The 12,573-nt window shown below is 69.7% G+C and carries 15 protein-coding genes; 8 read left to right on the top strand and 7 right to left on the bottom strand.

Annotated features, from left to right (window positions below; translation table 11 throughout):
• The first annotated feature begins 75 nt into the window (after positions 1-75).
• Positions 76-906 (top strand): helix-turn-helix transcriptional regulator, encoded by an 831-nt coding sequence (locus EMA09_RS11465; RefSeq protein ID WP_129840963.1) that lies wholly within the window; start codon positions 76-78, stop codon positions 904-906.
• The gene (locus EMA09_RS11460; protein WP_129840962.1) at positions 903-1,136 is read left to right on the top strand and encodes a DUF397 domain-containing protein; all 234 of its coding nucleotides are present in this window, start codon (positions 903-905) and stop codon (positions 1,134-1,136) included. The genes EMA09_RS11465 and EMA09_RS11460 overlap by 4 nt, the downstream gene beginning before the upstream one ends.
• A gap of 122 nt (positions 1,137-1,258) precedes the next feature.
• On the opposite strand, the gene EMA09_RS11455 is transcribed toward EMA09_RS11460, so the two are convergent.
• Both EMA09_RS11455 and EMA09_RS11450 read right to left on the bottom strand, forming a co-directional pair.
• Positions 1,259-1,471, bottom strand: a complete 213-nt coding sequence (locus EMA09_RS11455; protein ID WP_129840961.1) for a DUF397 domain-containing protein — start codon at positions 1,469-1,471, stop codon at positions 1,259-1,261.
• Positions 1,446-2,294, bottom strand: a complete 849-nt coding sequence (locus EMA09_RS11450) for a helix-turn-helix transcriptional regulator (protein ID WP_129840960.1) — start codon at positions 2,292-2,294, stop codon at positions 1,446-1,448. The genes EMA09_RS11455 and EMA09_RS11450 overlap by 26 nt, the downstream gene beginning before the upstream one ends.
• Positions 2,295-2,646: 352 nt before the next feature.
• Here EMA09_RS11450 and EMA09_RS11445 point away from each other — a divergent pair, with 352 nt between their 5' ends.
• The 3 genes from EMA09_RS11445 (at position 2,647) to EMA09_RS11435 (ending at position 5,150) form a co-directional block, all read left to right on the top strand.
• Positions 2,647-2,925: a hypothetical protein gene (locus tag EMA09_RS11445; protein ID WP_129840959.1), complete on the top strand. Its 279-nt coding sequence runs from the start codon at positions 2,647-2,649 to the stop codon at positions 2,923-2,925.
• Between the two features lie 70 nt (positions 2,926-2,995).
• Positions 2,996-4,561: an asparagine synthase-related protein gene (locus tag EMA09_RS11440; RefSeq protein ID WP_129840958.1), complete on the top strand. Its 1,566-nt coding sequence runs from the start codon at positions 2,996-2,998 to the stop codon at positions 4,559-4,561.
• A gap of 34 nt (positions 4,562-4,595) precedes the next feature.
• Positions 4,596-5,150 carry a GNAT family N-acetyltransferase gene (locus EMA09_RS11435; RefSeq protein WP_206306055.1) on the top strand — a complete coding sequence of 185 codons (555 nt, stop codon included), beginning with the start codon at positions 4,596-4,598 and terminating at the stop codon, positions 5,148-5,150.
• A gap of 62 nt (positions 5,151-5,212) precedes the next feature.
• On the opposite strand, the gene fxlM is transcribed toward EMA09_RS11435, so the two are convergent.
• Positions 5,213-6,424: a methyltransferase, FxLD system gene (gene fxlM, locus EMA09_RS11430; RefSeq protein ID WP_129840956.1), complete on the bottom strand. Its 1,212-nt coding sequence runs from the start codon at positions 6,422-6,424 to the stop codon at positions 5,213-5,215.
• 31 nt (positions 6,425-6,455) lie between these two features.
• The gene (locus EMA09_RS11425; protein ID WP_129840955.1) at positions 6,456-6,608 is read right to left on the bottom strand and encodes a type II toxin-antitoxin system HicB family antitoxin; all 153 of its coding nucleotides are present in this window, start codon (positions 6,606-6,608) and stop codon (positions 6,456-6,458) included.
• Positions 6,609-7,258: 650 nt separating this feature from the next.
• Between EMA09_RS11425 and EMA09_RS11415 the strand changes: the two genes are divergently transcribed.
• On the top strand, positions 7,259-7,993 hold the full coding sequence (locus EMA09_RS11415; protein WP_129840954.1) for a restriction endonuclease: 735 nt from the start codon (positions 7,259-7,261) through the stop codon (positions 7,991-7,993).
• Positions 7,994-8,070: 77 nt separating this feature from the next.
• Here the strand turns inward: EMA09_RS11415 and EMA09_RS11410 are convergent, their stop codons facing one another.
• Positions 8,071-8,661, bottom strand: coding sequence for a TetR/AcrR family transcriptional regulator (locus tag EMA09_RS11410; protein WP_129840953.1), 591 nt, complete (start codon positions 8,659-8,661; stop codon positions 8,071-8,073).
• Positions 8,662-8,771: 110 nt separating this feature from the next.
• Between EMA09_RS11410 and EMA09_RS11405 the strand changes: the two genes are divergently transcribed.
• Positions 8,772-10,091: an erythromycin esterase family protein gene (locus EMA09_RS11405; protein ID WP_129840952.1), complete on the top strand. Its 1,320-nt coding sequence runs from the start codon at positions 8,772-8,774 to the stop codon at positions 10,089-10,091.
• Between the two features lie 63 nt (positions 10,092-10,154).
• Here the strand turns inward: EMA09_RS11405 and EMA09_RS11400 are convergent, their stop codons facing one another.
• Positions 10,155-11,117 carry a hypothetical protein gene (locus tag EMA09_RS11400; RefSeq protein ID WP_129840951.1) on the bottom strand — a complete coding sequence of 321 codons (963 nt, stop codon included), beginning with the start codon at positions 11,115-11,117 and terminating at the stop codon, positions 10,155-10,157.
• A 371-nt stretch (positions 11,118-11,488) separates the two neighbouring features.
• Positions 11,489-11,878, bottom strand: coding sequence for a RidA family protein (locus EMA09_RS11395; RefSeq protein ID WP_129840950.1), 390 nt, complete (start codon positions 11,876-11,878; stop codon positions 11,489-11,491).
• A 70-nt stretch (positions 11,879-11,948) separates the two neighbouring features.
• Here EMA09_RS11395 and EMA09_RS11390 point away from each other — a divergent pair, with 70 nt between their 5' ends.
• A complete protein-coding gene (locus EMA09_RS11390) occupies positions 11,949-12,566 on the top strand; it encodes a CGNR zinc finger domain-containing protein (RefSeq protein ID WP_168220707.1) in 618 nt (205 codons plus the stop codon).
• Positions 12,567-12,573: the final 7 nt, after the last annotated feature.

Below are 12,573 nucleotides of genomic sequence, written 5' to 3'. Positions count from 1 at the left end.
AGCCTGCCGCGCCTGGGCTACGGTGAAAACCGTCTGAAGTGCGCAGCGCGCCGAGCGGCGAAGGGGAGTCACGCCATGGCCAACAGGAAGGACCTCAAGCCCGGCGACTCGCCGGCGGCGTTCTGCGGCGCGTACATGCGCGACCACCGCGAGCGGGCCGGCCTGACCCTGGAGGCGCTGGCCGTCCGCGTCTTCTCCGGCGCGGGCTACCTGGCCCAGATCGAACGCGCGGAACGCCGCCTCCAACCGGAGCTCGGCATCCTGCTGGACCGCGAGTTCGACACGGGCAAATTCTTCGAGGACCTGGCCACGGCGCTCTGCAAGACAGCCGGACACGCTGAGCACTTCGTTCGGGCGGCTGAGTTCGAGAAGTCCGCAGAAGCGATTCACGAGTACGTCCCGGGCGTAGTGCCGGGCATGCTCCAGATCGAGCCCTATGCCAGGGAGATCATCGAGGCGGCCGACCCGTACCGGTCGGCCGACAAGATCAATGCGCTGCTTGCAGCTCGTTTGGAGCGCTCCGAGTCGCTCTTGCTGGCGGGCAAGGTCAAGTACTGGGCCGTGCTGCCGGAGGCAGTGATCAGCGCGCGTATTGGCGGTCCGCAGACGATGAGACTGCAGTTGGAGCACATCGCAAACTTGGTCCGTGAGAAGCGAGCGGTGATCCAGATCCTTCCTGCGGATGCCACCGCTGCCCCTGCGGCGACTCTGATGATGGAGCTGATGACCTTCGCCGAGGGGCAGCCTCTGGTGTTCTTCGAGACGGATCACGCTGGCCAGCTCATCGACGATCCGGCTTTGGTGCAGGCGCACATCAGGTCCTACGATTGGCTCCGGGCGGGCGCCCTGCCGCCGGAAGCGTCCCTCAAGCTGATCCGGGACAAGATCGAGGAGCTGGGCGAGTGACCGACGCGCACGGGGCGAACGACCTATCGTGGCGTTCTTCCAGTTACTCCAGCGGCAACGGTGGCAACTGCGTCCAGGTCGCGGACGCCGTCGTCGGCGCTGTCCCCGTGCGCGACAGCAAGTGCGCAAGCGGCCCTGTTGTGTTCGTCACCACTCCCGCGTGGCGGGCCTTCGTCGGCGCGCTCGGCCTGCCACTGGGCCGGTATGGCAAGGGAACCGGCACTCGGTGAAGGCCCCGACTCGTCTGCGCCGTCCCTCAGTACTGGCGAACCGACCGCAGGGTGCAAGTACGCGTCCGCTCTCGTGACGAAGGCCCCCGCCGCGTGGCGAGGGCCGGTCACTCGGGGGCGGGTCACCCGTGGCGCTTGGCGAACTGCACGAGACCATCGAACCCTTCACGGGTCAGGGCCAGGTGCGGGCTGTTCGGGGTCTTGCTGTCACGGACCAGGAAGTCACCAGTCGCGCGCGCGTGGTCGGGAGCCCATTGGACGCACTGCCCTCCCTGACCATCGCTGTACGTGCTGCCAACCCAACGCATGTCACGCGGATCCGTTGTGCTGCTCATTCGCGTGTTCCTCCATGATCGAGTGGATAAGGCGCAGTGACCGGGCCTCTGACTCGGCCGAAGCGCGCAGCCGCTCGTACATGGCCGTCCAGTCGCGTACGGCCGTCGCGGAGTCGTTCACGTGCCCATGCCCTGTCGTCTCCGAGTACAGAACCGTTGTCCCGTCGGCTTGCGTAAGCAGCGTAAACGGGAGCCCGGACGCGGGGGCACCCGCTTTGAACCGGAGGACCTGCAGAGTGACGTGAGGGCTCGCGGCCAACCCGAGCAAGCGGTCAAGCTGTCCAACCATGACGGCAGAGCTACCAACCACCGTCCGCAGGACCGCTTCGTGAAGGATCACCCACAGAAGGGGCGGAACCTCGCGCTCAAGGATCTCGTGACGCCGCAACCGGAGTTCGACCCGGCGCATGATCTGCGCGTCCGTCTCGCGTGGGTGCGCTGCTCGGTACACGGCTTCGGCGTACTCCGCCGTCTGTAGCACACCCATAACGAACGCGTTTGAGTAGTCCTCTACCTTTGCCGCACTTTTCTCAAGCTCGATATAGGGAACGAACCACTCAGGGTGTCCTTGCTTGCTCAGCTTGTTCCGAAGACGGAGGTAGACCCCCGGAGTACCGGCTACGCGGTCCATAGCCATTGCGAACGCTTCCGACGCCAGAACGGTGCCGTTTTCAACCTTGCTGATCTGTGCTTGCTGGTAGTGCAGCTTTTCAGCGAATGCACCTTGCGAGAGCCCCAGCGCGTCCCGCAGTGCTTTCGCCTCTTCACCGAAGTACGCGGCGCCGTTCGCTGGCTCGCGCACCTGATCGGCTGCCTCGCTCACGTGTTCAACTCACCCTTATTCCGTATCGGTTGGAATGGCTCCCAGCCTGTTGAGCGTACGCCCGTGATGGTGATGATAGGAGCACGCAACGTGAGTAACCGTCTTGCGAGAGGGAGAACGAACAGCGGTGTACGGATCGACCGCGCCGCAGCAGACGGAGGAACGGCCGCCGGAGCGTGGGACGCCGGACCACGGCCCGATGATACGGAAGGTGGGGAAGTGCCAGGCCGCAGCGGGGCGTCGTGCGCGATCCCTCGCCGAGTTCGACGGAAGTAAGGAGACGGACGCAAGCGTGCTGATGCGTCAGCGTGAGAGACAGGAACACTGCGAATGACTCGCCGGGAGTCCTGACGTGCCCTATTCGGTCGTGCGGGGCGAACAGCAGAACCGGCACCGGTCGTCGGGTGGGCTGCAAGTGCGCATCGATAACGAAAAGTTCCCCGTATGGGCAGAGTCGAAGGAGGGGGAAATGGAAGATTTCACACCCCCAGTGAAGCGTGTTCGCGACTTCGAAAAATTGTTCACCAGCAAGGCGCGGCGGCGGGTGCAGTCACCGGCTGAGACATACGAGTACAAGAAGACCTCGGGTTCGTCCGATGGCGCCAAGACGTACGACACCACCGCCGTCTGAACCGTTCGGCTTCAACGCCCGAGGGGGCGGCGTTGCCGCGCCCCTCGGGCTCCCCGAAGGGAGAGCACGCGTGATCAAGTTTCGCCTTACTCCGTATGCCAGCACGGTATGGACGTGGAACGGGAGCGGGTATGTCACTACCGACCGGATGAGCGAGATCGTTCCCTATGGTCATCCCTTGGTGGAACACGTCGCTGTCACGGACGGTGCCCGCACACTTCTCGTTGTGCGTGAGTGCGTCGCTGGCCGGGAAACGCGTGATACCGCGCTCCGCGACGTCACACCTGGCGAGTTCGACGAGGCCCGTACTCTGGCGGAGCAGTGGCCCACGGACTACGTACTCGTAGAGACCTCCCCTGGTGAACCGTGCCGTGTAACCGCTGGCCCCGGGGGTGTCGCGCCGCTCTATGTCGCGCACGACCGCACAAGCCTGCACGGGTCATGGGACATGGCTGACCTTGCCGAGCATGCCGCCGGCCTCAGCTCACGTGAGGTCGCGCGGCTGCTGGTCTACCGGCCCCGGTACGGTGCCGAAACGGTGTTCCGGGGCATCTACCGCGTGACCGAACGCGCGACTGCCATCTGCGGTGGTCACCTCCACCTGCACTACCCCGAGCCGGTATTGCACAGTGGACCGCGCGAACTGGCCTCCGACGCCGATGTTCTCGGGGCGTTCGTGGAAGCGATGGACGATGCTCTCGACCTCCGGCCGATCGATCGTGTGGAAACGGTGCTGCACCTCACGGGCGGGTTCGACTCCGGCACTGTGGGAACCCGCCTCGCCGAGCGATACCCGGGTCGCTTCCCCACCGCCGCCCTCATGATCGCCGGCCCGGGGCGCGTCCATCAGATCCGCCGACGTTCGGAGATCCTCAAGACGCTGCCGTTCGGGGAGCCGGATCACCTGATCGACGCCCTGGAGTATGCGCCGTTGTCACGCGAGTGTGCCCGGGTCAGGGGTGAGAGGATCAGCCCGTACGAGGAGCCTCTTCACCGGCCGTTCACCGTGCTGACCGAGGCCCTGGCGCGCCAAGGTGCTCGCGTGGTGGTGACCGGGCTGGGTGGAGACGAGATGGTCGCTCTGTCGCAGGCGGAGTATCCGCACAAGTCCATGGGCGAGATCGGCGACGGCCTGCCTTGGATCGGGGACCGAGCGCGCGCCGCGCTGGAGTTCGCCGACGACGGCATCGCCCCGCCCGCTGCCGTCAACTCGATGACTCTGCTGTCGCTGGAGACCACGGCGCCCGTACTCATGCGGGCGGGCATCTGGCCCGTGCATCCTTTCGCCCATCCGGGCATGGTCCAGCTCGGCGAATGGTTGCCCATGCACTGGCGGGAACTCAAGCAACTACAACGCCGCAGGCTTGCCGCACTCGGGCTGAGCGCGGACGTCACCGAATCCCGAGAGCGTGAGTCGTTCGCGGAAATCGTTCAGCACACGCTCACCACGATTGCCCGTCCACTGTTCGCTGAGATGTTCCGCGACGGTTCGCCGCTCTTTGACGAGAAGCTGGTGGACCCCGACGACCTTCGCGTCGCTGTGCGCCGGCTGGCTGAAGGGCCGTACCGCGAGGACGGAGACGCGCAGTTGCTCGAAGTCCTGGACCTCCACTTTGCCGCTCGATCGTTCCTCTAGTCTCGTTCAACCATCAGGAGGCGCCGTGTTCGCCATGCGTCCGGCCACAGCCGATGACATCCCCGCCGTCGAAAGGGTGATCCTCGCCCGCTCCGGTTGGCTGGAGGAGCGCGGGCTCCCGAGCTGGCGGGAGTACGCGGCCGAACTGGCGCGGCAGGCGGAGAACCCTGATGGTGACGTGTGGGTCCTTGCCGAGGATGACGGGCGCGTCATCGGATGCACCACCGCGCAGGAACAGACTCCCCCCTGGGGTTGGACGGAAGAGGAACTGAACGAGCCGGCTCACTACCTGTACTCGACGGTCACCGACCCTGCCTACCGCGACATGAAGCCGGGAACCGTGATGGCGCTCTGGGCGGTGAACCGGGCAGCGCGGCAAGGGCGCAAGTGGGTTCGCCGTGGCTGCCACTTCCCCGAATTGGTGAGGTATTACGAGACCCAAGGGTTCAGGTTGGTACACGAAGTGCAGCGCACGCACACCAAGGTCTACCTCATGGGCCGACGGGCCGAGCGCGTCACGGACTTGGAAGAACGGTTCAGGGCGTTGTCGGGACCCCCGGAGAGCCCCGCGCAAGCGCTTGACCTCTGAGCGCCCACCGGAGGGAACGTCCGCTGTTGGATGCGGGCTCGCCCGGAGTCGCAGCGGCGTCGTCACGTGACGGTCAGGCGCGCGCTGGGTTTCTCGATCACCACGCCGTCCGGCTGCTCCGCGTCGTTGCGGCGGTAGGCGCGTACCACGGGGTCGCCGGTGCGGCGTGCGGTCCGGTCCCACCTGACGACCGCGTCGGCCAGGGAATCGCCGAGACGATGGCGGTCGGGGCCGTGGCTGATCACGCCCAGTTCGAAGTGGTCATGCTGCTCCGGCGCCTGGCGCAGGGCCAGGTACGCGAGAGAGCTGCCGTTCCACACCGTGGCCGCGCCGGTCCCCAGGACCCAGCCGACCAGTCCGCGTTCCGCCGCGACTCCGGAAGCCCGCAGCCGGCCGTACGGGGCGAGTGAGCCGGCGAGCCAGACGTCGAGCCGGGGCAGCAGTCCCTCCGAGCCGTTCAGACGTACTCCGGTCCACGTCTCGTGGCTGTGGGTGGAGAACGCCTGCTGGAGGGCCGGTTCGTCGCAGGGCTGGTTCTCGTCAACGACGAGGCGTACGTCATCACCGGCCAGCTCGATCGTCCGGGGCGCGTGCGCGCTCCTCCCCTGCATGGCCAGGAACCCGGACACGATGGAGGCGTCGCTGCGCAGGTGCCCTTCCTCCCGGACGAAGGCGAGTGTGCGCGCAAGCCCGCGGAACCGGAGGGGCACGATCAGACGTCCGTCCGGGGCCAGTTGGTCGAACCATGCGTCCGGGAGGTCGGCCGATCCGGTGGTCACGACGATGCGGTCCCACCCGCCGTCCGGGGCCTCGGTCAGCGGCAGCGCGCCGTCACCCGTCCTGATGCGCACGCGCTCGTACCCGGTCTCGCCGAGCAGCCGCCGTGCGCGACCGGTGATGTCCGGATCGATGTCCAGGCTGGTGACAGCTCCGGTCGGGCCGACGATCTCGGCCAGCAGCGCGGCATTGCAGCCACCCGAACCGATCTCCAGCACGCGCATGCCCGGTGTCGGCCGGGCGGCCTCCAGCATGCGTGCGTGGAGCCAGGGCGCGGTGACCGAACTGACCGCGCGTCCGTCGTCCGCGCGCTTGGTGAAGATGGCTTCCGGTGCCCCGTACACCTGTTCCGCCGGCACCTCTGGGGCGAAGCGATGGCGCGGGACGGCCCGGAACGCGGCTTCCACGGAGGAGGACACGATGGCGCCGCGCTCCACCAGCCCTCGTACCATCCGTTCGCGCAGTTCTTCCGGGCTTGTATCTGCCGCAGTCGTCATGCCACTTTCCTTCGTCACGCTGTGCCTGACCTCATTCCGTCCCCGGCGGGGCCTCGAAGCAGAGGTCCAGCGCCTCGCGCGGATTCTCCAGGGCGATTTCGGCGGCCTCGCCCTGTGAGGTGACCTCGAACTCACGGCGGCGCGCCACGTACCACTCGCCATCCTGCGTGATCGTGGCTGTCACATGAGGTGTTCTCGCGGGCCTGCCGGCAGTCTTGCGCGTGCTTCCTTGCTGGTCAGCGGCCTGGCCCTGCTGTCACCCGCGTCGGGGAAACGTCTCTCGCAGGCCCGCCGGGTATTAGTCCGGTGATCGAAATCGAAAATATCGGCGAGCGTTGATCCGGCCGTTGAATGACGTCTTGTTTCCCGCCGGTCCGGCTTCTTGCCCACGAGGCCGCTCCCCTCCAAGCGACGTGTGCCGGCCCAGTGGTGGCGCGCTCGTGGATGCGCGGGCGTGGTCTTCGGGTGGGGTCAATCGGCCATGCGTGTCTTTCCTGCCATGTCCGAATCCCTATCCGGCCTCATTCGTGGAGCCCTGAATTGTCAGTGGCTACTGCTGAACTCCATCTCCAGGCGAGCCGCACAGGGCGGCGAGCGCCGGCAGGGAATGAGGGAAGCGGTGCCACGCAAGGTAGTTCCGGAAGGGTTCGTGCACGTCAGGTCGTACATTCGGCGGAAGCCGTCCGCCGGGGGGAGGCCGAAGCTCAGCGGTTGGGCGATCGCGGGTCTCGTCGCAGGCGTGTGGCTTTGGGGGCAGGTCATCGGATTCGGCGGTTCCGATGAGCGGGAGACCCCGCCGCCGAGCACCTCGGTATCGGAAGCGGCGGAGCGCTGATGGCCCGGCGTCGGTCCCGATGGGCACGTCGTCCGCGCGGAGCCGCTGATCTGCTCGGAGCGCTCCTGGTGCTCCTGGCGGCGGTCTGGGTGGTGGTCCGAGTGGTGGAAACGGCCGTCGGCCTCCTGCTCGCGGCATGGCCCGTTCTTGTCGTGGCGGCTGTCGGTGGCGGGGTGCTGCTCGCCCTGCGGGAACGCCGTCGCGCGGCGGCCGCACGGGTGCGGGCGGCCATGATCGCCCGGCTGCGCATCACCCTCGCCGATCTGGACTCCATGGGTGACAAGAGCTTCGAGTTCGCGCTCAGTAACCTGCTGATACGCGACGGTTGGCGGGCGCGGGTCGTCGGAGGAACCGGCGACCAATCGGCCGACGTGATCGGCGACCACGAGCGGTGGGGACGCATCGTGCTCCAGGCCAAGCACAGCCGTACCGGCGGCAAGGTCCGCTCCGCCGTGATGTATCAGGTGAACGGCACCGCGGGACCTGTGCACGGTGCCGACAGCGCGGTCGTCGTCACGAACACAGCCTTCACGCGCGATGCCATGGCATGGGGGGAACGCCACCGCGTGCACTGGGCCGATCGCGACCGTCTCCGCGCCTGGGCCGAACTCGGCACACCGCTCCATGACCTGCTCCGTCTCCCGCGACGGCGCACGCGATTCCCCAGGAAGTGGCGGACGTCCGGCGCGGCGCCCCGGGCGTCGGGACCGCCAGTGCCCGGATCATCTGCTTGAGGCGGCTTCGACATCCCCGGTGGCAACAGAGTTGAGCGACTGGGGGTGCCGGATCAGGCGTCAGGGAGGCGTCCCGGTCAGGCGGGTGGGGTCACGAAGCCGGTCAGGGCGCGCAGGCCCCGTACCACCTCGGGCGCTTCGGGTGCCTGGTCCGGGTCGGTCAGCCACTGGGTCATCAGGCCCGTGAAGAGAGCCATCTGCGCCGCGCCCAGTGTGCGCGCGTCCGTGTCGTCGATCTCGTCCTCCGGAGTGCTCAGCAGCAGCGCGGCGAGGCCCCGCCGTCCCTGGGCCTGGCCGCCCGCCAGGTAGGCGCGCAGGTCGTCGGAGTGCTCGGCCTGGAGCAGCGCCTCCAGTGTCGCCAGCCAGAGGGTCCGGTCCTCCCGGAACGACGTGATGATCGACGCCCACAGGGCCTCGTAGCGTTCGGCCGGGGTGCTGTCCGTCCCGCCGAAGGAGGCGAGGGCGCGCCCGAGGCGGGTGCCCCACTCGTCGATCGCCTCGATGAGCGCGGCGTTCAGCAGCGCCTCGCGGGAGCCGAAGTGGTAGCCGATGGCGGCCATGCTCACGCCGCCGGCCGCCGCGGTGATGTCGCGCACCGTGGTCCTGGCCCAGCCCTTCTCCTCCAGGCAGCGCCTGGCACCCGACAGCAGGTCCTCTCGATTTCCCATGCGGGGCACGCTACCCGAAGACTTGCGCGGACGCATTGGGCGAGCGTCTTGTGCAAGCGCCCAAAAACTGGCTATGGTCATGCCGCAGTCACCGATTCGAGGGAGCAGCCATGCGCCACATCCGTCCCGCCCGCCGTCTGATCGCCCTGTCCGCCGTCACCGTCCTCGCCGCCGGGGCACTCGGCACCGGCACCGCCGCCGCCAGGAGCCCCCACCGGGACGGCGGCCCGGCCGAGGCGCTGAACCGCGCCGCCCGCCCGCTCGGCGACCTCGCCTCGCTCGGCCGCATGATCGGCGACGCCCGCGTCGTCGGCCTCGGCGAGGCGAGCCACAGCGCCCACGAGTTCTTCACGCTCAAGCAGCGCGTCTTCCGCCACCTCGTCGAGGCCAAGGGCTTCACGACCTTCGCGCTGGAGGTGAGCTGGAGCACGGGCCTGCGGCTCGACGCCTACGTCACCCGGGGCGCCGGCGACCCGGCGCGCATCATGGACGAGGAGTTCGTGGGCGAGTACGCCTTCTGGAACACCGAGGAGTACCTCGACCTCATCCACTGGATGCGCCACTACAACGTCACGCACCCCGACCGGCCGCGGCTCCGGTTCGTCGGCAACGACCTCGGCTACGCAGGTCCGGAGGCGTTCGACCAGGTCACCGACTACCTCGCCCGCCACCGCCCCGCGCTCGCCGACCGCGTGGCCGCGCTGTACGAGGGGCTGCGGCCGGCGGACGGTACGCAGGCCGGCGCGTGGATGGCCGCGCAGCGCGCCGGGGACATCGACGCCCGCCGCGCCCAGGCCGAACGGGCGGACGCGGCGCTGGCCCTGCTGCGCGACGAGGCCGCGCCCGCGGACGGCGCGTACGCGCGGGCCGTGCAGAACGCCACCGCCATCGCCCAGAGCTTCACCGCCTACGCCTACCCGGACGAGCGGTTCCCCGAGCGGATGCGGTACCGGGACCAGGTCCTCGCGGCCAACACGGCCTGGTGGGTGCGCAACGAGGGCGGCCGGGTCCTGCTCGCATCCAGCAACGGCCACGTCGGCTACGTCAGCGACAACCCGGAGATGTTCCCCCGGCCCGCCGGCGCCTTCCTGCGGGACGACCTCGGCGACGACTACGTCAGCGTCGGGCTCACCTTCAACGAGGGAACGATCAACGCCCTGCCGGACTTCCTCGCCCAGCAGCCCGGGACGTACACCGTCGATCCCGCCCCCGAGGGGTACAACGAGCACACCCTCGACCGGGTCCGCCTGCGCGACTTCAGCATCGACCTGCGGACGGTGCCCCGCGCCGCGCGCGAATGGCTCGGCGAGGCGCGCCCCACCCGTTCGTACGGCCTGTACTGGTCCACGGAGGCGCCGGAGATCGCGCTCGGCGCGTCGTACGACATCCTCGTCCACCTGCACGAGGTCGAGGCCGGGCACCTGCGGTGACGCGCGGGGGGCCTCAGACGGCGGCGGGCCGGGCCGGCTCCGGGTGGCCCGCGCCGAGCGGGGTCAACGGCCGTCGGGCAGGTCACCGTCGGCGAGCCGCACCGCATCGGCCCGGCACACCTCGACAGTCCGCGCGACACCCCCCGGCGGGGCCCATCGCACGGACTCGACCGCGGGGCCGTGCCGCTGGTCGAAGAAGCAACGGCCCTCCGGCGCGGGGGAGTCCAGCCCCAGGCGCCTGTCCAGCCGCTCCAGAGCCACGCGGCCCTCGGCCAGGATGCCGGGCACGTCCGCCGGGGGAGCGCTCTTGGCGCGTTCGTACGCGTCCAGCGCCAGGGAGTGGTCGGCCAGGTGCCGGTAGGTGGTGCCCAGATCGCCGGGCGTGAACGGATGTACGGAGAGCAGCGCGCCGAACTCGGTGATGGCCCGCTCGGCGTTCCGGGCCTGCCGCTCGGGGTCCACGCGGGCGCGGTACCCGGCCCGGCGCCACTCCGCGCTCCCGGCGCCGGAGCCCTCGGACGCACGACCCCGCTCCTTCGCGGCCCTCCGGTCCACGGGGCGTGCCGTGGGGGCGGGCATGGTCCGCCGCGCCGAGCGGCGGCCCAGGCGGTACAGCGTCCCCGCCAGCGCGGCGGCGAGCACGAGGTACCAGACGACGTACGCCACCGGTGGCGGCGCCTCGATGGCGAAGGCCAGCGCAACCATGGTCACCACGAACAGCCAGACCCCGTGCAGCACCCCGTACAGCAGGGCTGCGAACAGGAGACGGCGGCCCGCGGAACGGGGGGACGTGGCGGAGGCCCGTGGACCCGGTACGCGGTAGTACGCCGCGCCCAGGCCCGCCGTGATCACCGCGTAATGCAGCGCCGCAACCCCGCTCCCGCTCGACACGCCGACCACGAGGAAGAGCTCCGCGACCGCCACCTGCGCGAGAGCGACCAAGGCCCCGAACCGCACGGCGGTCCGCACGGACACGCCCTGCCGCGCGCTGTCCCGCCCGACCAGCGTCAACCGCCGCTCCGTCATCACCGGCCCGTCCCTTCCGCGTCACGCATCGACACCATCCGGCACGATGCCCCGGGCGGCCCCGCGCTTCCAGGGCGGAAACCCATCACACGGACTCAGCCCTCGTTGCCCGCATCCGGCAACGAGCCATCCGGCACCTCGATCCCTCGAGAACGGGACCCACCGGTGACGAGCCCACGCCCCTCCCGCCACCGCCCCGGGCTCGCCGACGGCCTGGCCGCGCTGTACGAGGGCCGGCGGACGGGACGTGGCCCGCGCGACTTCGGCATCGACCCGCGTACGGCGCCCCCCGCCGCACGCGAGTGGCTCGGCGAGGCCCGGCCCACCCGCACGAGGTCGAGGCCGGGCACCTGCGGTGACGCGCGGGGGCCTCAGACGACGGCGATGGCGTCGATCTCCACGAGGCAGCCCGGGTTCAGGCCCGCGACGACGTGGACCGTGATGGCGGGCGGCGGGTCGGCCCGGTCCCACACCTCCTGGAACGCCGCCACGCCCTCGTCGAACGAGTGGCCGTCCACGACGGCGATGGTCCAGCGGACGATGTTCCCGAGGGTCGCGCCCTCGCTCTCCAGGATGACCGCGAGGTTCCGGAAGATCTGCCGGGCCTGCTCCCCGACCGTGGGCCCGACGACCCGGCCGTCCGGGCCGACGCCGTTCTGCCCGCCGATGTAGATCGTCTTCGCCGGCCGCTCCACCACGACGGCCTGGCTGAAGGCCGGACTCCGGTGCAGCCCCTCCGGGTTGATGTGCCGTACGCCCATGCGTCGCCTCCACTGGTGCATGAAACTGTTTTAAGGGGTTTCCCGTGGGGACCCCAGTTATAGTGGTTTCATGCGAGCGAACGCAACCGGACGCGTGCTGACGGACTCCCGGGGGACGTCGTTCCGTTACGACGCCGGCGCGGTCTGCCTCGACTTCGCCCACACGGGCGGCGAGGGCCGCTACGCGGTGTTCGAAACCCTCCACGAGCCCGGTGACCTGGGCGCGTGGCTGGCCCAGCCGCCGCTGTCCGCCGGGCCGACGGTCCCCGTGACGGCCCGTGAGCTGGCCGCCGCGAAGGCCCTGCGGCAGGCGATCTGGGAGACGGCGCACGCCCGCGCGGCACACCGGCCGCTGCCCGGCACCGCCGTGGACACCATCAACCGGGCCGCCGCGGGACCACCCCTCGTCCCCGCACTCGGCGCCGACGGCACGACCGCGCGGTGGGCCGCGCCGGTCCGGGCGGCGCACGCCCTGTCCAGCCTGGCCCGGGAGATGATCGACCTGCTGTCGGGGCCGCTCGCCGGACGCGTCCGCGTCTGCGCGAGCGACGATTGTCCGCTGGTGTTCGTCGACTCGTCCCGCCCCGGCGCGCGGCGCTGGTGCTCGATGGAGCGCTGCGGCAACCGCCACAAGCTCCGCGCCCACCGCGCCCGCCGGTCGGTGGAAGACGGTGGGCGACCCCTGTAAGGATCCG

This window comes from Streptomyces sp. RFCAC02, from assembly GCF_004193175.1.
In the GTDB taxonomy this organism is placed as follows: Bacteria; Actinomycetota; Actinomycetes; order Streptomycetales; family Streptomycetaceae; genus Streptomyces.
The sequence above is the reverse complement of the archived record's forward strand: the minus strand, read 5'-3'. Positions and strand labels throughout refer to the sequence as shown.

What these genes read in the sequence shown, in the direction of transcription:
- EMA09_RS11465 (WP_129840963.1), top strand. Translation starts at nt 76, where the DNA reads ATGGCCAACAGGAAGGACCTCAAGCCCGGCGACTCGCCGGCGGCGTTC.
- EMA09_RS11455 (WP_129840961.1), bottom strand. Translation starts at nt 1,471, where the DNA reads ATGAGCAGCACAACGGATCCGCGTGACATGCGTTGGGTTGGCAGCACG.
- EMA09_RS11435 (WP_206306055.1), top strand. Translation starts at nt 4,596, where the DNA reads ATGCGTCCGGCCACAGCCGATGACATCCCCGCCGTCGAAAGGGTGATC.
- fxlM (WP_129840956.1), bottom strand. Translation starts at nt 6,424, where the DNA reads ATGACGACTGCGGCAGATACAAGCCCGGAAGAACTGCGCGAACGGATG.
- EMA09_RS11415 (WP_129840954.1), top strand. Translation starts at nt 7,259, where the DNA reads ATGGCCCGGCGTCGGTCCCGATGGGCACGTCGTCCGCGCGGAGCCGCT.
- EMA09_RS11410 (WP_129840953.1), bottom strand. Translation starts at nt 8,661, where the DNA reads ATGGGAAATCGAGAGGACCTGCTGTCGGGTGCCAGGCGCTGCCTGGAG.
- EMA09_RS11405 (WP_129840952.1), top strand. Translation starts at nt 8,772, where the DNA reads ATGCGCCACATCCGTCCCGCCCGCCGTCTGATCGCCCTGTCCGCCGTC.
- EMA09_RS11400 (WP_129840951.1), bottom strand. Translation starts at nt 11,117, where the DNA reads ATGACGGAGCGGCGGTTGACGCTGGTCGGGCGGGACAGCGCGCGGCAG.
- EMA09_RS11395 (WP_129840950.1), bottom strand. Translation starts at nt 11,878, where the DNA reads ATGGGCGTACGGCACATCAACCCGGAGGGGCTGCACCGGAGTCCGGCC.
- EMA09_RS11390 (WP_168220707.1), top strand. Translation starts at nt 11,949, where the DNA reads ATGCGAGCGAACGCAACCGGACGCGTGCTGACGGACTCCCGGGGGACG.